The organism is Luedemannella helvata (assembly GCF_039528415.1).
Classification (GTDB): domain Bacteria; phylum Actinomycetota; class Actinomycetes; order Mycobacteriales; family Micromonosporaceae; genus Luedemannella; species Luedemannella helvata.
This window is the reverse complement of record NZ_BAAALS010000032.1, coordinates 1-26722: the sequence shown is the minus strand read 5'-3', so window position 1 is coordinate 26722 and position 26722 is coordinate 1. Positions and strand designations below refer to the sequence as shown.

The 26722-nt window shown below is 72.8% G+C and carries 25 protein-coding genes and 2 tRNA genes; 14 read left to right on the top strand and 13 right to left on the bottom strand.

Annotated features, from left to right (window positions below; genetic code table 11):
- The first annotated feature begins 25 nt into the window (after nucleotides 1-25).
- The 5 genes from ABD191_RS24800 (at nucleotide 26) to ABD191_RS24780 (ending at nucleotide 5072) form a co-directional block, all read left to right on the top strand.
- Complete coding sequence (locus ABD191_RS24800) at nucleotides 26-904, top strand: metal ABC transporter permease (protein WP_344086873.1); 879 nt, start codon at nucleotides 26-28, stop codon at nucleotides 902-904.
- A gap of 18 nt (nucleotides 905-922) precedes the next feature.
- A complete protein-coding gene (locus tag ABD191_RS24795; RefSeq protein WP_344086870.1) occupies nucleotides 923-1255 on the top strand; it encodes an ArsR/SmtB family transcription factor in 333 nt (110 codons plus the stop codon).
- Between the two features lie 84 nt (nucleotides 1256-1339).
- Nucleotides 1340-3535 carry a hypothetical protein gene (locus tag ABD191_RS24790; RefSeq protein ID WP_344086852.1) on the top strand — a complete coding sequence of 732 codons (2196 nt, stop codon included), beginning with the start codon at nucleotides 1340-1342 and terminating at the stop codon, nucleotides 3533-3535.
- Nucleotides 3536-3612: 77 nt separating this feature from the next.
- Complete coding sequence (locus ABD191_RS24785; RefSeq protein WP_344086849.1) at nucleotides 3613-4158, top strand: PadR family transcriptional regulator; 546 nt, start codon at nucleotides 3613-3615, stop codon at nucleotides 4156-4158.
- Nucleotides 4155-5072, top strand: coding sequence for a CPBP family glutamic-type intramembrane protease (locus tag ABD191_RS24780; RefSeq protein ID WP_344086846.1), 918 nt, complete (start codon nucleotides 4155-4157; stop codon nucleotides 5070-5072). The genes ABD191_RS24785 and ABD191_RS24780 overlap by 4 nt, the downstream gene beginning before the upstream one ends.
- On the opposite strand, the gene ABD191_RS24775 is transcribed toward ABD191_RS24780, so the two are convergent.
- Nucleotides 5050-5904, bottom strand: a complete 855-nt coding sequence (locus ABD191_RS24775; RefSeq protein ID WP_344086844.1) for an alpha/beta hydrolase — start codon at nucleotides 5902-5904, stop codon at nucleotides 5050-5052. The two genes, ABD191_RS24780 and ABD191_RS24775, sit on opposite strands and share 23 nt — an antisense overlap.
- Before the next feature lie 82 nt (nucleotides 5905-5986).
- On the opposite strand from ABD191_RS24775, the gene ABD191_RS24770 reads away from it, so the two are divergent.
- Entirely contained in the window at nucleotides 5987-6595 is a 609-nt protein-coding gene (locus tag ABD191_RS24770; protein ID WP_344086841.1) for a hypothetical protein, read from the top strand.
- Here the strand turns inward: ABD191_RS24770 and ABD191_RS24765 are convergent.
- From ABD191_RS24765 to ABD191_RS24740, 6 genes are all read right to left on the bottom strand, one after another.
- Nucleotides 6576-8552 carry an acyl-CoA dehydrogenase family protein gene (locus tag ABD191_RS24765; RefSeq protein WP_344086838.1) on the bottom strand — a complete coding sequence of 659 codons (1977 nt, stop codon included), beginning with the start codon at nucleotides 8550-8552 and terminating at the stop codon, nucleotides 6576-6578. The two genes, ABD191_RS24770 and ABD191_RS24765, sit on opposite strands and share 20 nt — an antisense overlap.
- Nucleotides 8553-8638: 86 nt before the next feature.
- Nucleotides 8639-9163, bottom strand: coding sequence for a DUF4352 domain-containing protein (locus tag ABD191_RS24760; protein WP_344086836.1), 525 nt, complete (start codon nucleotides 9161-9163; stop codon nucleotides 8639-8641).
- 109 nt (nucleotides 9164-9272) lie between these two features.
- On the bottom strand, nucleotides 9273-10376 hold the full coding sequence (locus ABD191_RS24755; RefSeq protein ID WP_344086833.1) for a D-alanine--D-alanine ligase family protein: 1104 nt from the start codon (nucleotides 10374-10376) through the stop codon (nucleotides 9273-9275).
- A 74-nt stretch (nucleotides 10377-10450) separates the two neighbouring features.
- A complete protein-coding gene (locus ABD191_RS24750) occupies nucleotides 10451-11554 on the bottom strand; it encodes a cystathionine gamma-lyase (RefSeq protein WP_344086830.1) in 1104 nt (367 codons plus the stop codon).
- Between the two features lie 3 nt (nucleotides 11555-11557).
- Complete coding sequence (locus ABD191_RS24745; protein ID WP_344086827.1) at nucleotides 11558-12583, bottom strand: NAD(P)H-dependent glycerol-3-phosphate dehydrogenase; 1026 nt, start codon at nucleotides 12581-12583, stop codon at nucleotides 11558-11560.
- Entirely contained in the window at nucleotides 12580-13296 is a 717-nt protein-coding gene (locus ABD191_RS24740) for a lysophospholipid acyltransferase family protein (protein ID WP_344086824.1), read from the bottom strand. Before ABD191_RS24740 ends, ABD191_RS24745 begins: the two co-directional genes overlap by 4 nt.
- Nucleotides 13297-13438: 142 nt before the next feature.
- On the opposite strand from ABD191_RS24740, the gene cofC reads away from it, so the two are divergent.
- Genes cofC through ABD191_RS24715 form a run of 5 tightly spaced genes read left to right on the top strand, consistent with a single transcriptional unit; the run spans nucleotide 13439 to nucleotide 19119 of the window.
- Nucleotides 13439-14143, top strand: a complete 705-nt coding sequence (cofC, locus tag ABD191_RS24735; RefSeq protein WP_344086821.1) for a 2-phospho-L-lactate guanylyltransferase — start codon at nucleotides 13439-13441, stop codon at nucleotides 14141-14143.
- A gap of 3 nt (nucleotides 14144-14146) precedes the next feature.
- Nucleotides 14147-14365, top strand: coding sequence for a cold-shock protein (locus ABD191_RS24730; RefSeq protein ID WP_344086818.1), 219 nt, complete (start codon nucleotides 14147-14149; stop codon nucleotides 14363-14365).
- 49 nt (nucleotides 14366-14414) lie between these two features.
- Nucleotides 14415-16724, top strand: a complete 2310-nt coding sequence (locus tag ABD191_RS24725) for an RNA degradosome polyphosphate kinase (RefSeq protein ID WP_425560848.1) — start codon at nucleotides 14415-14417, stop codon at nucleotides 16722-16724.
- Between the two features lie 3 nt (nucleotides 16725-16727).
- The gene (locus tag ABD191_RS24720) at nucleotides 16728-18263 is read left to right on the top strand and encodes a CYTH and CHAD domain-containing protein (protein WP_344086815.1); all 1536 of its coding nucleotides are present in this window, start codon (nucleotides 16728-16730) and stop codon (nucleotides 18261-18263) included.
- Nucleotides 18256-19119: an NUDIX hydrolase gene (locus ABD191_RS24715; RefSeq protein WP_344086812.1), complete on the top strand. Its 864-nt coding sequence runs from the start codon at nucleotides 18256-18258 to the stop codon at nucleotides 19117-19119. Before ABD191_RS24720 ends, ABD191_RS24715 begins: the two co-directional genes overlap by 8 nt.
- Before the next feature lie 64 nt (nucleotides 19120-19183).
- On the opposite strand, the gene ABD191_RS24710 is transcribed toward ABD191_RS24715, so the two are convergent.
- The 3 genes from ABD191_RS24710 to leuC form a co-directional block, all read right to left on the bottom strand.
- Nucleotides 19184-19651 carry an HU family DNA-binding protein gene (locus tag ABD191_RS24710; protein ID WP_344086808.1) on the bottom strand — a complete coding sequence of 156 codons (468 nt, stop codon included), beginning with the start codon at nucleotides 19649-19651 and terminating at the stop codon, nucleotides 19184-19186.
- A 159-nt stretch (nucleotides 19652-19810) separates the two neighbouring features.
- Nucleotides 19811-20398, bottom strand: a complete 588-nt coding sequence (gene leuD, locus ABD191_RS24705) for a 3-isopropylmalate dehydratase small subunit (protein ID WP_344086805.1) — start codon at nucleotides 20396-20398, stop codon at nucleotides 19811-19813.
- A 19-nt stretch (nucleotides 20399-20417) separates the two neighbouring features.
- Nucleotides 20418-21833, bottom strand: a complete 1416-nt coding sequence (gene leuC, locus ABD191_RS24700; RefSeq protein ID WP_344086802.1) for a 3-isopropylmalate dehydratase large subunit — start codon at nucleotides 21831-21833, stop codon at nucleotides 20418-20420.
- A 49-nt stretch (nucleotides 21834-21882) separates the two neighbouring features.
- On the opposite strand from leuC, the gene ABD191_RS24695 reads away from it, so the two are divergent.
- Both ABD191_RS24695 and ABD191_RS24690 read left to right on the top strand, forming a co-directional pair.
- Entirely contained in the window at nucleotides 21883-22569 is a 687-nt protein-coding gene (locus ABD191_RS24695; RefSeq protein ID WP_344086954.1) for an IclR family transcriptional regulator, read from the top strand.
- Nucleotides 22570-22697: 128 nt separating this feature from the next.
- The gene (locus tag ABD191_RS24690; RefSeq protein WP_344086799.1) at nucleotides 22698-24437 is read left to right on the top strand and encodes a hypothetical protein; all 1740 of its coding nucleotides are present in this window, start codon (nucleotides 22698-22700) and stop codon (nucleotides 24435-24437) included.
- A 244-nt stretch (nucleotides 24438-24681) separates the two neighbouring features.
- On the opposite strand, the gene ABD191_RS24685 is transcribed toward ABD191_RS24690, so the two are convergent.
- The 3 genes from ABD191_RS24685 to ABD191_RS24675 form a co-directional block, all read right to left on the bottom strand.
- A tRNA-Glu gene (locus ABD191_RS24685) sits at nucleotides 24682-24757 on the bottom strand.
- Between the two features lie 57 nt (nucleotides 24758-24814).
- Nucleotides 24815-24886 (bottom strand) — tRNA-Gln (locus ABD191_RS24680).
- Between the two features lie 74 nt (nucleotides 24887-24960).
- Nucleotides 24961-25752, bottom strand: coding sequence for a fumarylacetoacetate hydrolase family protein (locus tag ABD191_RS24675; protein WP_344086796.1), 792 nt, complete (start codon nucleotides 25750-25752; stop codon nucleotides 24961-24963).
- A 44-nt stretch (nucleotides 25753-25796) separates the two neighbouring features.
- On the opposite strand from ABD191_RS24675, the gene ABD191_RS24670 reads away from it, so the two are divergent.
- On the top strand, nucleotides 25797-26690 hold the full coding sequence (locus tag ABD191_RS24670; protein WP_344086793.1) for a 3-methyladenine DNA glycosylase: 894 nt from the start codon (nucleotides 25797-25799) through the stop codon (nucleotides 26688-26690).
- The last annotated feature ends 32 nt before the right edge of the window (nucleotides 26691-26722 follow it).

Here is a 26722-nt window from a genome sequence, read left to right as displayed (position 1 = left end):
CATCCCGATGCCGGGGCGCGGCGGGATGAGCCTCTTCGGGTACGACTTCATGGTGCGGGCGCTCGTCGGCGCGCTCGTCGTCGGCGTGACCGCGCCGACGCTGGGCATCTACCTCGTGCAGCGGCGACTGTCGCTCATCGGCGACGGCATCGGCCACATCGCCCTCACGGGCGTGGGCCTGGGGCTGCTGCTGCACACCTCGCCCGTGGTGACCGCCGTCATCGTGGCCGCGCTCGGCGCGGCGGCCGTGGAGCTGGTCCGCGAGCGTGGCCGCGCGTCCGGGGACGTGGCACTGGCCCTGCTGTTCTACGGCGGCCTGGCCGGCGGCGTGGTGCTGGTGGAGCTCTCCGACGAGTCGAGCAGCGCCAACCTCATGTCGTACCTGTTCGGCTCGCTGCTGTCGACGTCCCGCGAGGACCTCGTGGCCATCGCCGTGTTGTCGGTCGCCGTGCTCGCGGTGACGCTGCTCGGGCGGCCGTGGCTGTTCGCGGTGTGCCACGACGAGGAGTACGCCCGGGTGAGCGGCCTGCCCGTGCGGGCGCTGAACCTGGTGCTGGCGATGGGCACGGCCGTCACGGTCACGGTGGCCATGCGGGCGGTGGGGCTGCTGCTGGTGAGCGCGCTGATGGTCGTCCCGGTGGCGACCGCCCAGCAGGTCACCCGCGGCTTCCGGACGACGATGCACGCGGCCATGGCGATCGGGCTGGCCGCCGCGGGCGGGGGCGTGTGGCTGTCGGCCCAGTCCGACACCTCCCCCGGCGCCACCATCGTGCTCGTGGCGATCGCCCTGTTCATCGGGGTCGTCCTGGCCGCCGCCCTGGGCCGGCGGCTGCGCGGTGGGACACGGGTCGCGCCGGCCGGACCGGAGCCGACCGAGGTCGTACTCGATTCCGTCGACCGCTGAACGGTTACGGTGGGGGCGATGACCACACCGGAGGCGTACGAGGCGGCCGGCGAGCTGCTGCGGGCGCTGGCGGCGCCGCTGCGCATCGCCATCGTCACCGAACTGCGCGACGGGCCGCGCTGCGTGCACGAGCTCGTTGACGCACTGGGCGTCGCCCAGCCGCTGGTTTCCCAGCATCTGCGGGTGCTGCGCGGGGCGAGCGTGGTCCGCGGGGAGCGCCGCGGCCGCGAGATCGCGTACTCGTTGACGGATGAGCACATCGGCCGCATCGTCGCCGACGCGGTCTCGCACGCCGGGGAGAGTGACACATCACCCCACGAGGCGCCACCAGTACGCCCGGTTACTGGTTGATCCGAACGTGGCGTCCGGTTCACCGTCGCCTAATCTGCACCCTGCAACCTGTAGGAACCGTGGACGGCTGGGGGTGGCGGACGGATGAGCGTCGGGCCGGACGACACGGCGCATGACGGGCCGACCGGTCCCACGCCGGACGAAGACCCGGGCACCGTGCCCGACGGGGCGGACACGTCCGCGCCCGACGAGGCGCAGACGCCGCCGACGGGCGGGCCGGGCGTGCACCGGCAGCGCCGCGGGATCAGCGCGGGCATGGTGCACCGGTGCCTCGCCGTGATCGCGGCGATGTTCCTGCTCACCACCATGCGGTCGCTGTGGGGCGTGGCGATCGAGCAGTGGCCCGCGTACGGCGTCTTCATGATCTTCACGTGTGCGCTGGCCGTCCTGCTGGCCGCGGCCGCGGCGACCGTGCGCACGAGCCGCCAGCTGTTCGCGGTGGACGCCGCGATCTTCCTGGTCGCCCTCGGCCAGTTCGCGACGTCGGCCCGGACGAACCTGGTGCCGGGGCTCCTGCGGGCGGACATCGACGTGACCATCCTCGTGCAGGCGGCGGCCCAGTCACTTCTGGAGGGTAAGCACCTCTACGGCGTCAACCACCCGGACGCGTTCGCCTTCTACTCGAGCAGCGTGAACGTGGGTGGCACCACGACGGCCGACGGCCTCATGGCCACCGACTACGGGTACCCGCCGCTCGGGGCCGTGTTCACCTCCTGGCTCACGCCGCACGTGCAGGGCATGCCGGGCTCGATCGTCGCGGCGTACCTCTGCGTGGCCCTCGCCGCGCTGCTCATGTTCTTCCTGCTACCCAGCCCGCTGCGGCCGGCCGCCGCACTGACGTGCCTGCTCTTCCCACGCATCGACGACTACGCCTCGTCCGGGTACCCGGGCCTGATGGCGCTGCCGTTCATGGTGATCGCGGTGGCGGCCTGGCCCACGTTGGGCGCGAACGGGCGGCTGCGCTGGCGCGGGCTGCTCTCGGCGGTCGGGCTGGGTCTGGCCATGTCCACCCACCAGCTGCCCTGGTTCGTCGCGCCGTTTCTCGTCGTGGGCATCCTGCTGGTGCGCTGGGGCCACCTGGGCGGGCTTCGGGCGGCCCTGCTGACGCTGCGCTACGCGGTCGCGACCGTCGTGGTGTTCTTCGCGGTGAACGCGACGTTCATCGTCCAGGACCCGGCCGCCTGGCTGGCCGGCATCACCGAGCCGCTGACGCAGAAGTCGGTACCGCACGGCCAGGGCGTCGTCGGCTTCATCAGCTTCTACACGTACGGCAGCGGGTCGCTGAGCGCCCTCGGCGCCGCGGGCATGGCCATGCTGCTGGGGCTCCTGGTCGTCTTCGCCCTGTTCATCCGCCGGTTGGCGCCCGCGGCGGTCATCCTGCCGTGGCTGGCGTTCTGGTTCGCCCTCCGCTCGCAGGACAGCTACTACGTCCTCATGGCGCCGCTGTGGGTGCTCGGGGTGGCGACCTGGGTCCACCGCCGGTGGTTCACCCAGGCCTACCAGCTCCGGCTGGCGCTGCCCCGGGTGGGCGGCGACCGCCTGGTCCGGCTCGCCGCGTCCGCCGTGCTGCCCGTGGTGGCGCTCGCCGCGGTCGGGGTCGCGCTCAGCTCCCCGCCGCCGCTCACGATGGCCGTCAACGAGATGTACTACAGCCCGGCAGGCGCGCTGTGGCGGGTGGACGCCACCGTGACCAACACGTCGCGGGACACGCTGACCCCGAAGTTCGCGGTGACGTCCGGGCGGGCCACCATCGGCCGGCTGTGGTCGCCCGCCGCCGGGCCGCAGACCCTGGCGCCCGGCCAGAGCGCCGAGTACGCGCTGATAACGCCGGGCACGGGCACTGCGCCGGCCGTACCGCCCGAGCAACTGATCCTGCGGGCGGTGACCGCCGAGCCGATGACGCTGTCGTCAATTCCGCTCAACGTGTTCAACGAGGACCTGCAGGTCGCGATGATCGGGCCGGTGCTCACGGCGCCGCTGCGGCCGGGCGAGACCTACGCCGGGTACCTGCAGCTCAAGGACAACCGGCGACGGGACCTGCGGATCGCGAACGTGCGGGTCACCATGACGGCGACGTGGCTGTCGTCCGGTATGGACGTCGACCAGGCCGTGACGGTGAACGGCGCGCCGATCGTGGCCGGCGAGTGGGTGGGCGTCACGGACTCACAGGGCCAGATCAGGATCGCGCTGAGCTCGGCGTTGGCCCAGCCCGAACCCATCGTGTTCAGGACGACGAAGCCGAAGAGCATCAGCTATCTGTCGCTGTTCTGGCGCGGCTGACCCCGCTCGGGCCGACTCCGCGCTTGTGAGGTCCTCTTATATCTGTTAGAAATATCTGGCAGATATAAGGAGGACCTGTGGCGCGATCGAGCCAAACGGAGATGGCGGTCCTCGGCGGGCTGAGCCTGGAGCCGATGACCGCGTACGCGTTGCGCGAGGTCATCCGCGACGTGCTCGGCCACTTCTGGAGCGAGAGCTTCGGCCAGATCTACCCCACGCTGCACGCGCTGGAGGAGGCCGGCCACGTGCGGCGCGAAGGCGGGCCGCGCGCGCGGTCGTCGGTCTACGCCATCACGGCGTCCGGCCTGGCCAGGCTGCGCGACCTGCTGGCGGAGCCGATCCAGGAGCCACAGCCGCGCAACGGGCTGCTGCTGCGGCTGTTCTTCGGCCGCGTCCTCGGCCGCGACCAGTGCCGGGCGCTGCTGCGCGACGCCCGCGACCGGGCCCGGGACCAACTCGGCGAGTACGAGGGGATACTCGCGCACCTCACCGCCACGGAGGGGCACCTCCCCGACTTTCCGTTCATGCGGCTCACCCTGCTCGCCGGCATCCACCAGTGCCGGGCCAGCGTCGCGTGGGCCGAGGAATGCCTCACCGAACTCGCAGGAGACGACAACCCGTGACCCCCCTCATCCGTACCCGGATCAACTTCGCGATCTTCGCCGCCGCCGCTGTGGGCGCCGGCTGGCTCGGCGTCGCCCTCGACCGTGCCAACGGGCTGGACCTGGCCAACGGCGTCGCCCTCAGCGACAGCAGCGGCACGAGCGGGCAGGCCATCTTCATCCTCGGTCCCGCCATCGTGGCCCTGCTGCTGTTCTTCCTCTCCCGTGACGGCGCCGGGCCCCTCGGGTTCACGCTGCGTTTCCCGCACCGCGCCCGGTGGTTCGCCGGCGCCGCCGTCCTCTACCCCGTCATGACCGTGGTGGCCGTCGGCGCCGGCGTGCTGGCCGGCCGGGCGGCGCTGACGTGGACGCCCGAGCCCGGCAAGCCGTCGCTGATCGCGGCGGTCGGCGCCATCTTCGCCCTGCAGGTCGTCAAGAACCTCGTCGAGGAGTTCATCTTCCGGGGGTACGGGACGCGCACCGCGATGGCGCTGGGCCTCCCCGGCCGGGTCACCCCACACCTGCTCGTGGGCGTGGTCTGGGCCCTGTGGCACCTGCCGCTCTACCTGGTGTGGACGTCGCGGGCCGACATGGACCTCATCACGTCGCTGTCCTGGCCGCTCTTTCTGACCATGTTCCTCGTCGGCGTCGTCGCCAGCGCCGTCGTCTACGGCGAGCTGCGGGTGCGCACGGGGTCGCTGTGGCCGGGCGTCCTGCTGCACAGCGTCTGCAACGCCGTCGCCACGCCGCTGATCGCCAACGGGCACCTGAGCTTCACCGGCCACGGCGACGCGTTCTTCTCGCCCGTACCCGGTTCGCTCATCATCGCGGTCCTCTTCGGGGCCGTGGCCGTGTGGCTGGTCCGGCGGGCGTCGCCGGCGCCCGTCCCCGCGCCGGCGACGCCCGTCGGGGTCACCCCGGCAGGTTTGTCTTAAGGAACACGAGCACCTCGGCCAGGATGCTCTCCTCGCCGTCCTGGAGCATGTTCCAGCCGTGCCGCCCGCTCTCCGGCCGGTCCACCACCGTGCTCCTGGCGGCCGCGGGCGCCCCGGCCAGCAGCTTCCGGGCGTCCGCCGCCGTGATCGTGCCGCCGGTGTCCAGGCCGCCGACCCCGATGAGGACGGGCGCCGCGATCTTCGGTACGGCGTCGGCCGCCGTGCGCACGTCGGTGCTGGCGCCGCCGGAGGCGTTCCACGTCGTACTGAAGACCGACAGGCCCACCACCGCGTCGAACTGGTCCGGGAAGCGCCCGCCCGCCACGACGGCCGTGACCGCGCCCATGGACGCGCCCATCACGGCCACCTTCGCGGCGCCGTTGGCGCGCAGGTAGGCGGCCGCGCCGGCGGCGTCCGTCGCGTAGTCCTTCGTCTGGTCGAACGTGTCCCCGGGCGAATCGCGGTCGCAGTCGCTCATCCCGTTGCACCGCAGGTCGATGGCGAGCACACGCAGCCCGGCCTTCGTCAGCGCCGGCACGTGCTCGCCCCAGCCGCACAGGTCGGCGCCGCGCTGGTGGAGCAGGACCAGCCCGCGGGGGCCGGAGCCGACCTCCGCGCCGGCCAGCTTGACGCCGTCGGCGGTGGTGACGACGACCTTGCGCGTACCGGTCGGGTAGTCGCACCGCTCGACCGGGTCCGGAGCGAGTTCCGCGAAGGAGGCGGCCTTCGAGGTGACCGGCGCCGGATCCGGCTCGTCCGCGGTGCCGCAGCCGGCGAGGGTCAGGAGCACGACCACTGCCAGCGCCGGCAGGTGTCGATGGTGGAGTCTCATGCGTGCACCGAGTCGCCGCGCCCGCGACCGGTTCCCGATCCGGGGCGCGTACCACAGGCTTTCAGCGGGCAGGATGACTGCCGTGAAGCTCTACGCCGAGACCGGCCGGGTCCGCACCCGCCAACTGTTCACCGACGTCTGCGTCGTGGTCTGGATCGCTTTCTGGATCTGGGCGTCCTTTCAGCTGCACGACCTCATCATGAGCCTCGCCGGACCGGGCGAGCGGGCACAGAGCGCGGGCGAGGGCCTCGCCGGGAACCTGTCGGACGCCGGGGGCAAGGCGGGCAACCTGCCGCTGGTGGGCGGCGTGCTGGCCACCCCGTTCAACAACGCGGCCGAGGCGGCCCGCAGCCTCGCCGACGCCGGCAGGGAGTTGCAGGTGGCCGTCGAGCGGATCGCGTACGCGGCGTCGCTGCTGGTCGTCATCGTGCCGCTCGCCCTGGTCGTGCTCGGCTGGCTGCCCTGGCGGGTGCGCTGGATGCGGCGCGCCTCGGCCGCGGCCGCGCTGCGCGACGAGCCGGCCGGCGTCGACATGCTCGCGCTGCGCGCGCTGGCCCGCCGGCCGCTGCGCCAGCTCGTGGCGTGCGACCCCAACGCGGCCAAGGCGTGGCGCGACGGCGATCCCGAGGTCGTGCGCGCCCTGGCCGCGATGGAGTTGGCGTCGATGGGCCTCAGCGATCGCGATCTCTGACGAGGCGCCGGCGCACGTCCGGGACCGTGGCCGGCCCGGGCGTCGCGTCGGCCACCCAGGCGCCGTCGTCAGCCGGTACGAGCACCCCCGCCTCCAGGTGGGCGTACTCGCCGGCGAGGACCCGCCGGGCCAGCGCCGCGTCGCGCGCGTCGCTGTTGCGCCACAGGCCGTCGAAGAGCGCCTCGGCGCGCAGCCGGGCCTGCCGGCAGAACACGTCGGCCAGCTCGACGTTGCCCGGGTGCGCGCCGCGCTCCGCGTGGGCGCGCACGCAGGTGGCCGAGATGGCGAACAGTTCCGCGCCGATGTCCACGACCCGGCCCAGGAACCGCTGCTTGCGCTCCATCTTGCCCTGCCAGCGCGCCATGCCGTAGAACGTGCTGCGGGCCAGCTTGCGGGAGGCGCGCTCCACGTAGCGCAGGTGCGCCGCCAGCGGGCCGTACTCGCCGAAGCCGCCCGGGGCCTGGCCACGGCCGGCCGCCAGGGTCGGCAGCCACCGGGCGTAGAACCCGCCCGCCCGCACGCCTGCCCGGGCCTTGCGGCCCAGGTCCGCGTTCGGCTCGATGATGTCGCCCGCCACCGCGAGGTGCTGGTCGACGGCCTCCCGCGCGATCAGTAGGTGCATGATCTCGGTGGAGCCCTCGAAGATGCGGTTGATCCGCAGGTCGCGGAGGAGCTGCTCGGCGGCGATCGCCCGCTCGCCGCGGGCGGCCAGGGAGTCCGCGGTCTCGTACCCGCGCCCGCCCCGGATCTGGATCAGCTCGTCGGCCACCTGCCAGGCCATCTCGCTGGCGTACAGCTTCACCAGCGCCGCCTCGATGCGGATGTCATGGCTGTCCTCGTCGGCGAGCCGGCAGCACAGCTCCAGCATGGATTCCATGCCGTACGTCGTGGCCGCGATGAACGCGATCTTCCCGGCGATGGCCTCGTGCCGGCCGACCGGCAGGCCCCACTGTTCGCGGGCCGAGGCCCACTGGCGGGCCACGTTGAGTGCCCACTTGCCGGCTCCCACGCACATGGCGGGCAGCGACAGCCGGCCGGTGTTGAGGGTGGTCAACGCGATCTTGAGGCCCTTCCCCTCGGCCCCGATCACGTTCTCCTTCGGGACCAGCACGTCGTGGAACCGGGTGACGCTGTTCTCCAGCCCGCGCAGGCCGAGGAAGGAGTTGCGCCGCTCCACCGTGATGCCGGGCGAGTCGGCCTCCACGACGAACGCGGTGATGCCGCCGCGCTGGCCGTCGTGCGGCGGGACCGCCGCCATCACGACGAGCAGGTCGGCGACGCTGCCGTTGGTGGCCCACAGCTTCACGCCGTTGAGCAGGTAACCGTCCTCGGTCGGCACCGCGGTCGTGTGCAGCCGCGCGGGGTCGGAGCCGACGTCGGGCTCGGTGAGCAGGAACGCCGAGATCTCGCCCTTCGCCAGTCGGGGCAGGTAGCGGGCCTTCTGCTCCTTGCTGCCGAAGAGCTTGAGCGGCTGCGGCACGCCGATGGACTGGTGCGCCGACAGGAGCGCGGCCAGCGACGGGCTCGCCGAGCCGATCATCATGAGCGCCCGGCAGTAGTCCAGGTTGGACAGCCCCAGCCCGCCGTGCCCGGTATCGATCTTCATGCCGAAGGCGCCCAGGTCGGCCATGCCGAGCAGCACCTCGTCCGGGATCCGGTCGTCGCGCTCGATCGCCGCGCCGTCGACGTGGTTCTTGACGTACTCCTCGACCGCGGCGAGGAACGGGACGCCGCGGGCGGCCGCGTCGGGGTCCGGGTCCGGCCACGGCGCGATGAGCGGCAACCGCAGCCGCCCCAGGAAGAGTTCTTTACCGAAGCTCGGCTTCGTCCACCGGGCCTCCCGGGCCGCCTCCGCGACCTGGCGGGCCTGCCGCTCGTCGACGCGGGTCGCGGTGGCTGGTTGGGTCGGCAGCTGGTCGGTGGTCGCGGCCGGGGGCCGCTCATTGGTCGTCGTCATGGGCCACACCTCACCGGGTACGGGCGACGCTCGCGCTCCACGTTACCCGGCAGTACTACCCATGGGTAGGGTTATGACACCTTCCGCTACGGCACCCTGATGTCCACGCCCGACGACAGCAGCGACTCGCGCACGTGCAGGCGGGTGATCGTCAGGCCCTTGCCGACATCGAACACCACCGTGCCGTCGGCCGTCCCGCCCGGGCGCACCCGCTCGAAGTACGGGTTGTCCCGGTCGGTCGCCGCCTCGGTCGCCCTCAGGTCACCCCAGTGCCGCGCGCCGTCCGACGTGTACGCGTGCTGCAGCCACGCCGACAGCGACAGCCACACCGTGTACCGCGCGACGTTCGTGAAGCGCAGCCCCACCAGGCAGAACTGCCCCCGCTTCGGGCGCACGCGCGGCGCCTGCGGCGCCAGGTCCGCCTTCCCGCACGTCACCGACCGCAGCGTGACCTCGAAGTTGCGGTCGATCGCCTCGTCGCCCGGCCCGGTGGGCGCCGGGGACGGCGCCGCCGTGGCGGTGGCCGTGGGCGGCGCGGCCGCGGCCGCGGTCGCGACGCCGCCGAGTACGAGCGCCGCGACGACGATCGCGCTGACACCAGACCGACCCATGCTGGGACACCCCCGTCTCCCCGACTTGGGGGCAGTTTATCCCGCATATGCCCTGATCAGGCGATATGCCCCCGCCGCGTGCCGCGCCCAGGGGTGGTGAGCGGGGGCGTCAGTGCAGGCCGGTGCCGCGGCGCAGGGCGGTACGGACCAGGCGGTTGACCAGCTTGGGGTACTCCAGCCCGCTCGCCGCCCACATCTGCGGGAACATCGACGTCGGCGTGAAGCCCGGCATGGTGTTGATCTCGTTGAGGTAGACGGTGTCATCCGCCGTCACGAAGAAGTCGACCCGGGCCAGGCCGGCGCAGTCGAGCGCCGTGAACGTCCGGCGCGCGTACTCCTGGACCTGGCGGGTGACCCGCTCGGGCAGGTCCGCGGGGATCTCACACTCGGCGCCGTCGAGGTATTTGGCCTCGAAGTCGTAGAACTCGTGGGCCTGGTCGACCACCCGGATCTCGGCGAGCACGCTGGCCTCGGGCGGGCCGCCGCCGACCTCACCCTCCAGGACGCCGCACTCGATCTCGCGGCCGACGATCGCCGCCTCGACGAGCACCTTCGGGTCGATGGCGCGGGCGGTGGCGATGGCGGCGTCCAGGTCGGCCCAGGCGCTGACCTTCGTGATGCCGAACGAGGATCCGGCGCGCGACGGCTTCACGAAGACCGGCAGCCCCAGGCGGTCCTTGTCGGCGTCGCTGAGCGACTGGCCGGCGCGCAGCACGGCGTACGGCCCGACCGGGATGCCCTCGACGGCCGCGAGCTTCTTGGTGAACTCCTTGTCCATGGCGGCGGCGCTGGCGAACACGTTCGCCCCGACGTACGGGACCCCGGCCATCTCCAGCAGGCCCTGGATCGTGCCGTCCTCGCCGAAAGCGCCGTGCAGGGCCGGGAAGACGACATCGACGTCGCCGAGCGCGCGGGGGCCGTCGGCGGCGTCGAGGACGACGAGGCCGCCCGAGGTCGGGTCACCGGGCAGCGCCACGGCCGTACCGGACGAGGCGGTGATCTCCGGTAGCCGCCGTCCCTCGATGGCCAGGATGGAGGGGTCGCCGTTCGTCAGCACCCAGCGGCCCTCACGGGTGATGCCGACGGGCACGACCTCGAACTCGTCCGGGTCGAGCGCGCCGAGGATGCTCCCCGCGCTCACGCACGAGATCGCGTGTTCGGTGCTACGGCCGCCGAAGACAACAGCGACGCGGGTTCGCCGAGGAGTACTCACAGACCGTGACCCTACCTGGCGTTCACCCGGCGGGCAGGACAGGCGCAGCGCCGCAACCGACGGCGTAGGGAGCGCTACACCGCGTCAAGGGCCTGGTTGATGTCGGCCACCAGGTCAGCGGTGTCCTCGACGCCGCAGGACAGCCGCACGAGCCCGGGCGGCGCGTCGTCGCCCCACTGGGCGCGCCGGTCGGCCGTCGTGTGCAGGCCGCCGAACGACGTGGCCGGGATGACGAGCCGCGCCGCGCTCAGGAAGCGGCCCACGGCCGCCTCGCCGGCCAGCTCGAAGGTGACCACGCCGGGGATGCGGGCCATCTGCCGCGCCGCGACCGCGTACGAGGGGTCCGCCGGCCGGCCGGGCCAGCGCACCCACGCGACCGCCGGATGGGTCGCCAACGCCTCGGCGACCGCGGCCGCGTTCGCGGTCTGCCGACCCAGCCGCAGGTCGAGGGTTGCCAGCGAGCGGTGGGCGAGCCAGGAGTCGAACGCCGCCGGCGCCCCGCCGGTCGAGTCGCGCCAGGAACGCAGCCGGGCGAGCAGCTCCTCGTCGCGCGTGGCGAGGTAGCCCAGCAGCAGGTCCGAGTGGCCGGTCAGCGCCTTCGTGCCGGACGCCACCACCAGGTCGGCGCCGAGCTCCAACGGCCGCTGCCCGAGGGGGGTCGCCGTCGTGTTGTCGACCGCGAGCAGCGCGCCGGCCGCGTGCGCGGCCGCCGCCAGCTCGGCCAGATCGCAGACGTCCAGGCCGGGGTTGGCCGGCGTTTCCACCAGAACCAGTCGTACGCCCTGAAACGACGGGTACGGGCCGGCCGTCGGGGCGGTCAGCACGGTGACGCCGCGGGTCGCGAGTTCCGCGCGGGCGAAGGCGCGGGTCGTGAAGTAACCGTCGGCGGGCACGATCACGGTGTCGCCGGGGTGGAGCAGGCTCAGCAGCGTGGCGCCGACGGCCGCCATGCCCGTGGCGAAGGTGAGGCACTGCCCGCCCTCGAGTTCGCCGATGGCCGCCTCCAGGTGACGGCGGCTGGCGTTGTGCGGGCGGCCGTACCAGTCGATGCCCTCGCCGCCGGTGACCGGATCGAGCACGAACGGGGCCGCGAAGACCGGACCCGGCAGGAACGGTTGCCCGGGCGTCAGCGGCGGCAGGCCGGCGTGCACGGCGCGGGTGGAGTCACCGAGGGGCATCCGTCACTCCGGTTTGGGCTCGCGGGTCATCAGCGCGGCCACCGCGACGCTGGGCGCGAGGCCCTCGTGGCAGACCAGCTCCACCTGCTCGGTGATGGGCATCTCCACGCCGTGTCCGCGGGCCAGGTCGCGGATCGCCAGGCAGCTGTTCACGCCCTCGACGGTCTGCCGGGTGGCGATGCGCGCCTGCTCCAGGCTCTCGCCCCGGCCGAGGTGCTCGCCGAAGGTGCGGTTGCGCGACAGCGGCGACATGCACGTACCGACGAGGTCGCCGAGGCCCGCGAGGCCGGCGAAGGTGAGCGGGTCGGCGCCGAGTCGGACACCCAGGCGGGCGGTCTCGGCGAGCCCGCGGGTGATGAGCGCGGCCTTCGTGTTGTCGCCGAGGCCCATGCCGACGGCCATGCCGCAGGCGAGCGCGATCACGTTCTTCACGGCGCCGCCCAGCTCGCAGCCGAGGACGTCGTCGTTCGTGTACGGCCGGAAGTACGGCGTGAAGATCGTCGACTGGACGGCGGCCGCGCGCTCCTCGTCGTCGCACGCGACCACGCACGCGGTCGGGTGCCCGACCGCGATCTCGGGCGCCAGGTTGGGCCCGGTGACCACGGCGACCCGGTCGGGCTCGACCCCGGTCACCTCGACGATGACCTCGCTCATCCGCCGGCCCGTACCCAGTTCGATGCCCTTCATGAGGCTCACCAGGGTGGTGTCGCGGCCGATCAACCCGGCCCGCGCCCAGCCGGTCAAGTTGTCCCGCAGGGTCTGCGAGGGCACCGCGAAGACGAGCAGATCCGCCCCGGCGAAGGCCGTCGGCGCGTCCGTGGTCGCGCCGACCCGGTCGGGCAGGACCACGCCGGGCAGGTACTCCGGGTTGGCGTGCTTGGTGCGGATCGCGTCCGCGACCTCGGGACGGCGGGCCCAGATCATGACCTCGGCGCCCGCGTCCCCGAGGACCTTGGCGAACGCGGTGCCCCACGATCCCGCGCCCAACACGGTCACCCGCCGGTACGCCGGGCTCCTGCGCGTACTCATGAGGTGGCCTCACGGCCCGCGGCGGGCGACCAGAGCGGCGGAGCCTGACCACCGCGGATGTCCTCCACCATGTCCCGCAGCACCCCCATGATGTGGTCGGTGATCTCGTGGAGGTTGGCGCTCGTGGGCGCCACGCCCGTCCAGCGGGACAGGTCGATCGGCGGGCCGGCCACCACCGTGACGGGCATGCGCGGGCGCAGCCTCACCTTCCTGGTGTGCGGGTCGAAGATCTTCTCCGGGCCCCACATGGCGACCGGGACGACCGGCGCGCCCGTGGTGAGCCACAGGCGGGCCACGCCGGTCTTGCCGCGCATCGGCCAGAGTTCGGGCTCGCGGGTGATCGTGCCCTCGGGGTAGATCAGCACGGCCTCGCCGGCGCGCAGCGCGCCGACGGCCGCGTCGAGCGCCTTCGCCGCGTCGACCGTGCCCCGGTACACCGGGATCTGTCCGACCTTATGCAGGATCCGCCCGGCCACCGGCAGGCGGAACACGCTCGCTTTGGCGAGAAACCCGGGCCACCGGCCGGCATCGTAGACGTAGTGAGCCAGGACAAAGGGGTCAGCATGGCTGATGTGGTTGGCGACCAGGATCAGGGGTCCGGTGGGCGGGATGTGCTCCATCCCCCGCCAGTTCCGTGCCGTCAACCCGACCATCGGCGGCTTGACGACCGAGACCGCGAACCGCCGCCAGAACCCGATCCGTCGTTTGGCCACCTGTTCCTCCTTCGCCCGACGTTGGTCATCATGCCTTGTCCGGTGCCACTCACGGCAGCGGAGGGGGCGACCGCTTCCGCACGGGCGACTCACGCAAGGATGGCCCCATGAGCGAGCGAACCATCAGCTCAGGTACGGCCCGGTGAGCGGGCTCAGCTGGACCGTGCTGGTGCCGGTCAAGCGGCTCCTCGCGGCGAAGACCCGGCTGCGCGGCGCGGTCCCCGACGTGCCGCACGAGCAGCTAGTGCTCGCCCTGGCCCGGGACACCGTGCTCGCCACGCTGCGCTGCCCGGCCGTGGGCCGGGTCGTGGTGGTCACCAACGACCCGACCGCGCAGGCGGCCACGGCCGCCCTGGGCGCGGTCGTGCTCCCGGACGCCCCGGACGCGGGACTCAACCAGGCCCTGGCGTACGGCGCGACGACCGTACGATCGCGGCTGAACGGCTCGGACACCCCCGGCGTCGCCGCCATCGCGGCCGACCTGCCGGCGCTGCGGCCCGACGACCTGAGCGCCGCCCTGCGGGCCGCCGCCGAACTCGCGACCGTGCCGGCGCGGGCCGCGCGCCGCGCGTTCGTCACGGACACGGCCGGCACCGGTACGGTCCTGCTCGCCGCCCCGCCCGGGGTGCCGCTGCAGCCCTCCTTCGGCGCCGGCTCGGCGGCCGCGCCGGCCGCGGGCGGCGCGGTCGCGGTGGAGGGCCCGCTGGTCAGCCTGCGCCGCGATGTGGACACGGCCGGGGATCTGGCCGAGGCGGCCGCGCTCGGCGTCGGTCCCCACACGTCAGCCCTGCTCACCGGCGTCGGTTACCGTGTCGACGACCGGACCGCCAGCTTCGACAGGAGTTGATCGATGAGTGCGTCGCCCCGGCAGGGCACGGTCGCCACGTTCGACGAGGCGACCGGGGCGGGCACCGTCCTGCTCGACGACGGCACGTCCCTGCCCTTCCCGGCGGCGGCGTTCACCTCGTCCGGGCTACGCCTGCTCCGCCTCGGCCAGCGGGTACGGCTGGAGAGGGATTCGTCGGGGGCGATCACTAAGATCGCTATTCTGACGCTGCCGCTGGCATAGTCACCCCAAGTTCACCCCGCGTTCACCCCCTTGGGGCGATGATGAGCGGGTGAGCGCCACCCCCGCCCAGTCCGCTCCGCAACAGCGGCGAACCACCCGTTCGCCCGCGGGTCCGCCCGCCTCGAACACGCGCCCGGACGCCGACCAGCCGACCGGGTGGGTCGAGCTCGACGACGATCCGGGGCGCGGTTCGCCCCCCGGCGCGGCGGTGGCGGCCAAGGACGAGAGGGAGGCGGGCGTGGCGGACGCTGGCGGCGCGGTCGACGAACCGCTGCCCGACGACCGGTTCCTCAACCGGGAGCTGTCGTGGCTCGAGTTCAACTCCCGGGTGCTGACCCTCGCCGAGGACCCGAGCGTGCCGCTGCTGGAGCGGGCCAAGTTCCTCGCCATCTTCGCCAGCAACCTCGACGAGTTCTACATGGTCCGCGTGGCGGGCCTGAAGCGGCGCATGCAGATGGGGCTGCTGGCCCCCGGGCCCGACGGGCTGACGCCGCGGGAGATGCTGCGGGCGATCGCCGAGCGCACGGCCGACCTCGTCTCGCGGCAGGCGCGCTGCTTCACCGAACAGATCGCGCCGGCACTGGCCGACCAGCGGGTGGAGATCCTGACGTGGGCCGACCTGGCCGACGAGGAGCACGAGCGCCTGCGGGCCTACTTCCGCGACCAGATCTTCCCCGTCCTCACGCCGCTCGCCGTCGACCCGGCGCACCCGTTCCCGTACATCTCAGGCCTGTCGCTGAACCTCGCTGTGGTGGTGCGCGACCCGGACGGCGGGCCGGAGCTGTTCGCCCGCATCAAGGTGCCGAACAACGTGCCCCGGTTCATCGCCGTCGGCACTCCCGCCGGGGACGGGCGTGCCGTGCGCTACCTGCCGTTGGAGGAGCTCATCGCGGCCCACCTGGGGCTGCTCTTCTCGGGCATGCAGGTGGTGGAGCACCACGTCTTCCGGGTCACCCGCAACGCGGAGCTGGAGGTCGACGACGACCGCGACGAGGACCTGCTGCAGGCCCTCGAACGCGAGCTGGCCCGCCGCCGGTTCGGGCCGCCGGTGCGCCTGGAGGTCGCCGCCACGATCTCCGACCACGTGCTGCAACTGCTCGTCCGGGAGCTGGCGGGATCGTTCGACGAGACGCTCGCCGACCACGACGTGCTGCGCGTGCCGGGCCTGCTGGACCTGTCCGCGCTGTGGCAGCTGCACGGCGAGGTCGACCGCCCGGACCTCAAGGACCGTCCGGTGAAGCCGGCGACGCATCCGCTGTTCGCCGAGGGCGAGGTGCCGCGCAGCATCTTCGCCCGCATGCGCGACGGCGACATCCTCGTGCACCACCCGTACCACTCGTTCTCCACGAGCGTGCAGCGCTTCATCGAGCAGGCCGCCGCCGACCCGAACGTACTGGCGATCAAGCAGACCCTCTACCGGACGAGCGGCGACTCCCCGGTCGTCGACGCCCTCATCGCCGCCGCGCAGGCCGGCAAGCAGGTCGTCGTGCTCGTCGAGATCAAGGCGCGCTTCGACGAGCTGGCCAACATCGGCTGGGCGCGGATGCTGGAGCGGGCGGGCTGCCACGTGGTCTACGGCATGGTTGGTCTCAAGACCCACTGCAAGCTGGCGATGGTGGTCCGGCAGGAAGGCGGCTACCTGCGGCGGTACTGCCACATCGGCACGGGCAACTACCACCCGAAGACCGCGCGCATGTACGAGGACTTCGGACTGTTCACGACCGACCCCGAGGTGGGCGCCGACGTCACCGACCTGTTCAACGTGCTCACCGGCTACAGCCGACAGACCGGGTACCGCCGACTGCTGGTGGCCCCGCACGGGGTACGCTCGGGCCTTATCGAGCGGGTGGAGCGGGAGATCGCCGCGACCGCCGCGAACGGTTCCGGGCTCATCCAGTTCAAGGTCAACTCCATCGTGGACGAGGAAACGATCGACGCGCTCTACCGGGCCAGCCGTGCCGGCGTCACGGTCGACCTCATCGTGCGCGGCATCTGCGCCCTGCGCCCCGGCGTACCCGGGTTGTCGGACAACATCCGGGTGCGCTCCATCGTCGGACGGTTCCTGGAGCACTCCCGGGTGTTCCGGTTCGGCACGGGCGACCGCGCGGAGTTCTGGATCGGGTCGGCCGACCTCATGCACCGCAACCTCGACCGGCGCGTCGAGGCGCTGGTGCAGATCACGGACCGCAACGCGCAGGCACAGCTCGACGCCGTACTGACCGCGTGCATGAGCGACGCGACCAGCGGCTTCGACCTCGACCGGTACGGCGAGTGGCACCGGCGCGTGGCGACCGACGACGCGCCCCTCGTCGACCTGCAGGACGCGCTGCTGCGCCGCATCGTCGCCCGCCACGACTGACCGATGCTGGAAGAAGAGCGCAAGTACGAGGTCGACGCCAGCTTCGTGCTGCCCGACCTCGAGCCCTGCCTGCCCGACGGCGGACACCTCGTCGCCCGACCGCCGCTGCGCCTGCGGGCCACCTACTACGACACGGACGACCTGCGCCTCGCCCGTGCCGGCGCGTCCCTGCGCCACCGCCGGGGCGACGACGAACCGTGGACGGTCAAGCTGCCCACGGGCACGCCGGGCGTCCGCCACGAGATCTCCCGGGCGGGACCGCCCGCCGCGCCGCCGGCGGAGCTGCTCGACCTCGTGCTCGCGCTGACCCGGGGTGCGCCCGTCGCGCCCGCGGCGACCGTGCGCACCACGCGCCGGGCGTACCAGCTCTTCGACGCCGACGGCGCGATGCTGGTCGAGGTCGTGGATGACGCGGTCCGCGTGGGCGAGCAGAAGGCCGGCTTCCGCGAGGTCGAGGTCGAACGCAAGGAGGGGCCGCGCGCCCTGCTCGACCGGGTGGCGGAGGCGCTGCTGGCGGCCGGTGCCCGGGCCACGGACGAGTTCGTACCCAAGCACGTACGCGCCCTCGGCGACGCGGCCCGGCGGCCGCCCGACTGGCCGGCACCGGACCGGCCGGGGCGCGCGGCCAGCGCCGGCGACGTCGTCACCGCCGCGCTGCGCCGCGACATCGCCCGCGTCGTCACGCACGACCCGTTGGTGCGGCTACGGGCGGGGGTGGGCGACGGCGACACGGCCGTGCACCAGATGCGGGTGGGCTGCCGGCGGCTGCGCTCCAACCTGCGTACCTTTCGCGCGTTGCTCGACCGGGGGTGGGCCAAGGAGCTGCGCGCGGAGGTGGGCTGGCTCGCCGACCTGCTCGGGGCGGCGCGCGACGCCGAGGTGCTGCGGGCCCGCCTGCGCGACACCTCGGCGGCGGACCCGCTCGCGGAGGTGGACGCGGCCGTCGTGGCACGCATCGACGCCCGCCTCGCCGCCCAGCACGACGAGGCCCTGCGCCGGCTCGACGACGCCATGCGCGACGACCGGTACGTGGCGCTGCTCGACCGCCTGCTGGCGGCCGCCCGCGAGCCGCGGCTGACCGGTCGCGCGGGCGAGCCCGCCACGGTCGCGCTACCGGGCCTGGTCCTCAAGCCCTGGCACCGGCTGGCCGTGGGCGGCAGCCGCGCGCCCGGCGCCGGGCGGCTGGACCCGTTGGCGCGCGACGAGGTCTGGCACGCCGTACGGATCAACGGCAAGCGGGCCCGCTACGCGGTCGACGCCGTGGCCGACGCGCTGGAGGGCCCGGCCGGCGACCTGGCCGCCGCGCTCGGGGCGGTGCAGGACGTGCTCGGCGAGCATCAGGACGCCGTGGTCGCCGCCCGGACGTGGCTGGCGATCGCGGCCGCCGACCCCGACGACCACGCCCTCGCCGTGACGGCCGGCCGGCTCTACGAACGCGAGCGGGCCGCCGCGCGGGCGGCCCGCTCGGACTTCCCGCGCGCGTGGCGGCGGGCCGCGAAGCGCCGCCTGACCCGCTGGCTGCGGGAGACCGATGACTGACCCCCGACCCATCCGCGCGGCCGGCGGCGTCCTCGTCCGCGACGGGCTCGTCGCCCTCGTCCACCGCCCCCGCTACGACGACTGGACGCTGCCCAAGGGCAAGGCCCACCGGGGCGAGGCCCCGCTCGTCACCGCCTGCCGCGAGGTGTGGGAGGAGACCGGCGTCCGCCCGGTCCCCCAGCGGTACCTGACAACGGCCAGCTACGCCGTGGGTACCGCCGCCGGGCCGGCGCGCAAGACGGTCGACTACTGGACGATGGCGCCCGGCGGGGAGACGGGCTTCACCCCGGGCGACGAGATAGACGAGGTGGCCTGGCTCGCTCCCCCGGCGGCGGGCGCCCGGCTGAGCTACGCGCACGACATCGCCGTCCTTGAGGCGTACCGGTCGGCACCGGCGCACACGGGCGTCGTGATCCTGCTGCGGCACGCCACGGCGGGCCGGCGTGGGGACGTTGCGGGAGCCGACTCCGAACGGCCGCTCGACGCCGCCGGACGGGCCCGCGCCGAGGCGCTCAGGGCCCCACTGGACTGGTACGGGCCCCACCGGCTGGTCTCCGCGAGCCCGGTCCGGTGCCTCCAGACGCTGGGCCCGCTGGCCTCCACTCTGGAACTGCCGGTCGAGGTGGACCCCGCCTTCGACGAGGCGGCCGACCCGGTCTCGGCGGCCAGCAGGGTGCGGGCCCTGGCGGGCGGCGGCCGGTCCACTGTGGTGTGCAGCCAGGGTGGGCTGCTGCCGCCGCTGCTGGGCGAGCTGACCGGGCGCCGGGTGGACGACTTCGCCACCGACAAGGGGGCCGGCTGGGAGGTGGGCTTCGCGGCCGGCGGCGCGGTCGTGGTGGATCGCCTGCGTGCCTGAGCCGGACACGGCGACGGGGCGGGCCCGTGTACCGGACCCACCCCGTCGGAGTAGCTGTGCCGCCCTACCGCTTCTTCGCGGGGGCCTTCTTGGCGGCGGTCTTGGCCGTGGTCGTCTTCTTCGCCGTCGACGAGGCCGCCTTCGTGGCACTCTTCTTCGCCGGCGCGGCCTTGGCCGTGGCCTTCTTCGTGGCGGGCGCGGCCTTGGCCGTCGTCGCCTTCTTGGTCGGCGCTGCCGCCTTCGCCGCCTTCGGCACCTTGCCGGCGGCGACCATGTCCTTGAAGCTGGCGCCGGCGCGGAACGCCGGTACCGAGGTCTTCTTCACCTTGACGGCTTCGCCGGTGCGCGGGTTGCGGGCCGTGCGGGCTGCCCGCACCCGCTTCTCGAAGACGCCGAAGCCGGTGATGGCCACCTTGTCACCCTTGGTGACGGCGGCCTGGATCTCAGCGAGGACTGCGTCGAGCGCGGCGGTCGCGGACTTTCTGTCGCCCAGTCGACCGGCGAGCGCATCGATGAGCTCGGCCTTGTTCACGGTTTCCCTCCCGTACATTGCTGTTTCACAAACAGCCATTCTTCGCGCACGCTAATCCCTTACGGGGCCGGACACAAACATATGGCCAAAAAGAATCCGTTGGGTCGCAACGGATTCCCGCGTACGGCTGTCCGGGAGGATGCCCCGAAACCGCTGTGGCTAAGCCACCCGCGGCAGAAAAGTCGGCCGGCTGGATTCGAACTCGCTGATGGCATCGGCGTGACGCAGCGTCAGCCCGATGTCGTCAAGGCCCTCCATGAGGCGCCACCGGCTGTGCGGATCCACCGTGAACGACCAGGCGAAATCCTCGCCCCGCACCTGCTGTTCGACCAGGTCGACGGTGATCTGGGCGGCCGGGTTGGACTCGGCCAGGTCGAACAGCTCGGCCACCTGCTTGTCCGGCAGGACCACCGGCAGCAGGCCGCCCTTGAGGGCGTTGTTGCGGAAGATGTCGCCGAAGGACGGCGCGATGACCGTCCGGAAGCCGTAGTCCTGCAGGGCCCAGACGGCGTGCTCCCGCGAGGAGCCGACGCCGAACTGGGGCCCGGCCAGCAGGATCGTGGCACCATCGTGGGCCGGGTTGTTGAGCACGAACGACTCGTCGGCCCGCCAGGCGCTGAACAGCCCGTCGGCGAATCCCGTTCGGGTCACCCGCTTGAGGTAGACCGCGGGGATGATCTGGTCAGTGTCCACGTCGGAACGGCGCAGCGGTACGGCGGTGCCGGTGTGGACGGTGAACTTCTCCATCGAAGCTGAGCCTTCCTGGTCAGAGGTCCGAGGGGGCGGCGAGGCGCCCGGCGACGGCGGTGGCGGCCGCGACCGGCGGCGAGACCAGGTGGGTACGCCCGCCCCGACCCTGCCGGCCCTCGAAGTTGCGGTTCGAGGTGGAGGCCGAGCGCTGGCCCGGCGAGAGGGTGTCGGGGTTCATGCCCAGACACATGGAACAGCCGGCGAACCGCCACTCGGCACCCGCGTCGATGAAGATCTTGTCCAGACCCTCCTCCTCGGCGGCGGCGCGCACCTTGGCCGACCCGGGCACCACGAGCATCCGTACGTCCTCGGCGACCCGCCGGCCACGCAGCACGTCGGCGGCGGCCCGCAGGTCCTCCAGGCGGCCGTTGGTGCAGGAACCGACGAAGACCACGTCCACGGCGATGTCGCGCAGCGGCGTGCCCGGCGCCAGGTCCATGTACGCCAGCGCCCGCTCGGCCGCGCTGGCCTCGCTCGCGTCGACGAAGTCGGCCGGGTTCGGCACGACGCCCGACAACGGCGCGCCCTGCCCCGGGTTGGTGCCCCAGGTGACGAACGGCGTCACGGCGCTCGCGTCGAGCGTGATCTCGGTGTCGAAGACCGCGTCCTCGTCGGTGGCGAGCCCGCGCCAGTACTCCAGGGCGGCGTCCCACTCGGCGCCCTGCGGCGCGTGCGGGCGGTCCTTGAGGTAGGCGAACGTGGTCTCGTCCGGCGCGATGAGGCCGGCCTTGGCGCCCCACTCGATCGACATGTTGGCGATCGTCATCCGGCCCTCCATGGAGAGGTTGCGGATGGCCTCGCCCCGGTACTCCACGATGTGGCCGATGCCGCCGCCGGTGCCGGTCTGGGTGATGAGGGCCAGGATGAGGTCCTTGGCGGTGACGCCGGGGCCCAGCTCGCCCACCACGTTGACCGCCATCGTCTTCGGCTTGTTCTGCGGCAGCGTCTGGGTGGCGAGCACGTGCTCGACCTCGCTGGTGCCGATGCCGAAGGCCAGCGCACCGAAGGCGCCGTGGGTGGCCGTGTGCGAGTCGCCGCAGACGATCGTCATGCCGGGCTGGGTCACGCCCAGCTGCGGGCCGATGACGTGGACGATGCCCTGCTCCGAGTCGCCCAGCGAGTGCAGCCGCACGCCGAACTCGGCCGCGTTGCGCCGCAGCGTCTCGATCTGGGTGCGGGACACCGGGTCAAGGATCTTGACGAGGTTGTCCGTGGGCGTGTTGTGGTCCTCGGTCGCCAGCGTGAGGTCGGTGCGGCGCACAGGCCGGCCGGCCATGCGCAGGCCGTCGAACGCCTGGGGGCTGGTGACCTCGTGCACCAGGTGCAGGTCGATGTAGAGCAGGTCCGGCTCGCCGTCCGCTGACCGTACGACGTGCGCGTCCCAGATCTTTTCGGCGAGCGTGCGCCCGCTGGACTTCGTGGCTCCCACCATCTGGACATCCTAAAGTTTGGGAGGTATGTTTCACCGCGTGGGACACAGTATGAGCGGAGTCGGCGTTCTCGACAAGGCGGTAGTGATTCTCGGCGCATGTGTCGACGGCGCCAGCCTGGCCGAACTCGTCGAGCGGACCAAGCTGCCCCGGGCGACCGCGCACCGTCTCGCACAGGCCCTCGAAATACACCGGATGCTGGTTCGTGACGCACAGGGTCGCTGGCGCCCCGGGCCGCGCCTCGGCGAGTTGGCCAACGCCGCTCCCGATGTCCTCCTCACCGCCGCCGGCCCGATGCTGACCGCGCTACGGGACGCCACCGGTGAGAGCGCTCAACTCTACCTGCGCCGCGCGGACGAGCGGGTCTGCGTCGCCGCGGCCGAGCGGGTCAGCGGGCTGCGCGACACCGTCCCGGTCGGATCGGTCCTGCCCATGACGGCCGGCTCCGCCGCCCAGATCCTGCTCGCCTGGGAGCCGCCGGAGGCCGTCATGCCGTTGCTGCCCCGGTGCAAGTTCACCGGCCGCACCCTGGCCGAGGTGCGCCGGCGCGGCTGGGCGCAGAGCGTCGCCGAGCGCGAGCCCGGTGTGGCGAGCGTCTCCGCCCCGATCCGCGACCGCACCGGCCGGGTGATCGCCTCCATCAGCGTGTCCGGTCCCATAGAGCGTCTCGGCCGGCGCCCCGGCGACCGCCACGCCATGGCCGTCGTCCGCGCGGGTCAGCGCCTGTCCGGGCTCTAGGATCCCGCCCGTTCGGCGCTACTTTGCCGCCGTTCGGACGGCGATGGGTCCAGCTCGATTGATCGGACGGCGCGTGCTCGCCGTCGCTTCGTACCATCAGCGTCTCCACCTTCCCTGAAAGGAAGCTGATGACGCTCCCGGGTCCGACCCCGCCACCCGTTCCGGACAATGCCGCGACCCCCGCGTGGCCGGCCCCGACCGCGCCGCTGCCGGTCGCTCAGCCCTCCTGGCCCGCGCCCACCGCACAGGTACCGGCGTTCACCGGAACGGACACGCTGACCACCGAGCTGCCGCCCCGGCGCCGGCGGCTCGGCGCCGGCCGGGTCATCGCGGCCGCGGTCGTCACGCTCGCCCTGCTCGCCGGTGTGGGCGCCTACGCGGCCACGATGCTGGGCGGCGGCAAGCGGCCCGCGCAGTTCACGCCGGCCACCGTGGTCGCGTTCGCCGAACTGGACCTCGCGGCGAGCCTCGAACAGCAGATCAAGCTCCTCAAGCTGGCCGCCGACCTGCCCGAGGGAGCCAAGGACGGCAAGGCCCTCCTCGAGTCGTGGCTCAAGGACGCCGGGCTGGACGGCGTCGACATCAAGCGCGACATCATGAGCTGGCTGGACAAGCGGCTCGCGATCAGCGTGCTGCCCAACGGCAAGGACGAACCGTTCGCGTTGATCTCGGCCGCCACCACGGACGACGGCAAGGCGGCCGACGGCCTCTCTCGGGTGGACGCCGCCGTCAAGGACGTCGACCTGGGCTACGTCGTCCGCGACGGCGGCGCGCTCATCGTCATCGGCGAGGGCGACGCGCAGGCCGCCGCGACCACCGCCGCGGACGAGGCCGCGAAGCGCCCGCTGGCGGACGCGCCCGCGTTCCGGGACGCGGTGCAGCGCCTCGACGACGATCAGCTGATCACGCTGTGGACCGACTTCGGTGCCATCGGCGACCTGGCCGAGACCGCCGGCGAGAGATCCATGGTCCAGCTGGGTGACCTGCGCGGCACGCTCGTGCTCGGCGTACGGGCCACGACCGACGGGTTCGAGGCCCGCTACCACCTCACCGGCCTGCCGGTCGACACCCTTCCGGCGGGCGGCGGCGACGCCCTCGCCCGCGTGTCCGCGCTGCCCGGCGACACCCAGATCGCCGCCGCCACGAAACTGCCCGAGCTGTCGCTGGCGGCGAACAACATGGGCGGCCTGCTGTTCGGTGGCCTCGGCGGCCTGGGCGTGCTCGGCCTCCTCGGCGCGACCGGTGGGATGCCGGGCGCGGAATTCGACCCCGACGACGCCGACGTGCCGTCGGGCAGTCCGCCGGGCTTCACCGAGGCCGAGCGCAAGGAGCTGCAGAAGCTGCTGGCGAAGGAGCGGTTGACCAGGGCGGAGGAGAAGCGGCTGGAGGACCTGCTGGGCGGATCGTTCGCGCGGGACCCCGGCAACACACCGGCCGACACGTCCGAGGAAGAGATCAAGAAGGTCGTCACGGCGCTGTCCGGCGCCTCGATCACGATCGCGGTCAACGGGGTGCCGGAGAAGGCTGCCGCCCGCATCGTCGCGGAGACCACCTCGGCAAGCGCGGCCACCACGCTGAACGACACGCTCCGTACCTGGGGCCCACTGGCGGGCGTGATCGAGCCGCAGGGCAGCACCGTCACGCTCACCACCCCGGGCTACACCCCCGGCGCTGGCACGCTCGGCGACAAACCCGAGTTCCAGCGGGCCACCGCCGGCGGCCCGGACGGCGCGAACGTGGTCGTCTTCGTGGACGCGTCGGCGTTCGCGGAGGCCGGGGACGACCCGATCCCGGTGAAGTCGGTCGCTCTGGTCCAGGCCACCTCGGCCGACACCACCTCGGGCCTGCTCCGCCTCATCCTGGCCTGACAGTCGCTCCTCTGCCGTCTTGCGGGATCCGCGGGATACCGCGCGGATCCCGCGAGACGCGCCACCATGTCGCCCGTCTCGCCGTCGGGTGCTCACCGCACCAGGGGCAATCGCGTACCGAACTTCCCGACGAATTCGGCACGTAGGGCCAATCACGGCGTTGGCCAGGGGCCCCCCGCCCGTGCCGACGCGGGCATGGAAAAGGCCCAGCTCATCCCCGGAGGGATTGGGCTGGGCCTTTCGCTGGTAGTCCCGAAGGGATTCGAACCCTCGCTACCGCCTTGAGAGGGCGGCGTCCTAGGCCGCTAGACGACGGGACCAGAACCAAACCGTGGTGCTGCACAACATACCAGCACCGATGCGCGTGGCATCGGCCGCTGGGGTACCAGGACTCGAACCTAGACTAACTGAACCAGAATCAGTTGGGCTGCCAATTACCCCATACCCCATCGGTGCGAGCCGCACCGGTGCAGAACTTTACCTGACACCCCGGCAGGATCCCAAACCGGTACCGGGGGCCAGATCACGCCTCCAGGTTCGCGACCCGGTTGTCGAGCGAGCCGACGCCCTCCACCTGCACCGACACCACGTCGCCGGCCACGATCGGGCTCACGCCGGCGGGGGTGCCGGTGAGCACGACGTCGCCGGGCAGCAGCGTCATCACGTGCGAGATGTACGAGATCAGCGTCGGTACGTCAAAGATCATGTCCTTGGTGCGGCCGAGCTGGCGCACCTCCTCGTTGACCTCGCAGCGGACCTCCAGGTCCGCCGGGTCGAGTCCGGTGACGATCCACGGGCCGATCGGGCAGAACGAGTCGAAGCCCTTGGCGCGCGTGAACTGGATGTCCGATTTCTGCAGGTCGCGGGCCGTCACGTCGTTGGCGCACGTGTAGCCGAAGATGGCCCGGGCGGCGCCTGCGCGGTCGACCCGGCGGGCGCCCGTGACGCCGATCACGACGGCCAGTTCGGCCTCGTGCTCCACGCGCGACGACTGCGGCGGAAGCCGGATCACGTCGTGGGGACCGATGACGGACGTGGAGGGCTTGAGGAACAGCAACGGCTCCTTGGGCACCTCGTTGCCCATCTCGGCGGCGTGCTCGGCGTAGTTGCGGCCGACGCAGACCACCTTGCTGGGCAGGATGGGCGAGAGCAGCCGCACGTCGGCGACCGCCCACCGCTCGCCGGTGAACGTGATGTCCTTGAACGGGTGGCCTTCGATCTCCGCGACCGTCAGGGCCTCGGGCCCGGCGCCCGGCTCCCCCTCGACGACGCCGAAGGACATCCCGCCGGTGTGGGCAAACCTCGCGATACGCACGCCGCCCAATCTACGGCGCGCGACCGCTGGGCTACCGTCGAGGGGTGAATGACGCGCTTTCCGAGCCGGCCTGGCGGGCTCGCCAGGAGGCGCACGAGCGCCGCGTCGACGAGTGGATCGCGCCGCACCTGGCCCGCCGCAAGCGCGGCGCGAAGCACCCCGTGCACGACTTCCTGTTCACGTACTACTCCCACCGGCCCGCCCAACTGCGCCGCTGGCATCCCGGGGCCGGCGTGACCCTGCGGGGCGCGGACCCGGCCGGGTTCGGCCCGTTCTATGTGGCCACCGGCGGGGGTGTGACGCTGGACACGGCCGCGGTCCTGGACCGCCGCGGCGACTCGGCGAGGTGGATCACGGAGCTGCTGCGCCGCACCGCCACCCGGGAGGCCCAGTTCGGCTGCTTCGGCATGCACGAGTGGGCCATGGTCTACCGGCAGACCCAGGATGAGGTACGCCATAACGCCTGGCCCCTGCGGCTGACCCCGGCGGCCACCGCGGAGGTGGTGGAGGCCAACCGCATCCGGTGCAGCCACTTCGACGCGTACCGGTTCTTCACGGCGCCGGCCCGGCCGCTGAACCAGCTGACCCCGACCCGGGAAACCCAGCACGACAACGAGCAGCCCGGCTGCCTGCACGCCAACATGGACCTGTACAAGTGGGCCTACAAGCTCAGCCCGCTCGTACCGTCGGAGCTGGTCGCCGACTGCTTCGCGCTCGCCCGTGAGATCCGCACGCTCGACATGCGCGCGAGCCCGTACGACCTGGCCGACCTGGGTGTCGCACCGGTCGCGGTGGAGACCCCCGAGGGCCGCGCCGAGTACGTGCGCCACCAACGCGACTTCGCCACCCGCGCCGCGACGCTGCGCGCCGCCCTCCTCGCCGCACTGGACGTCGCACGCACCGCGCACGCCGCCGAGCCGACGTTGACTCGAAAATGAACCTGTGGTGCTGGTCAGGCGGCTCGGGGTTG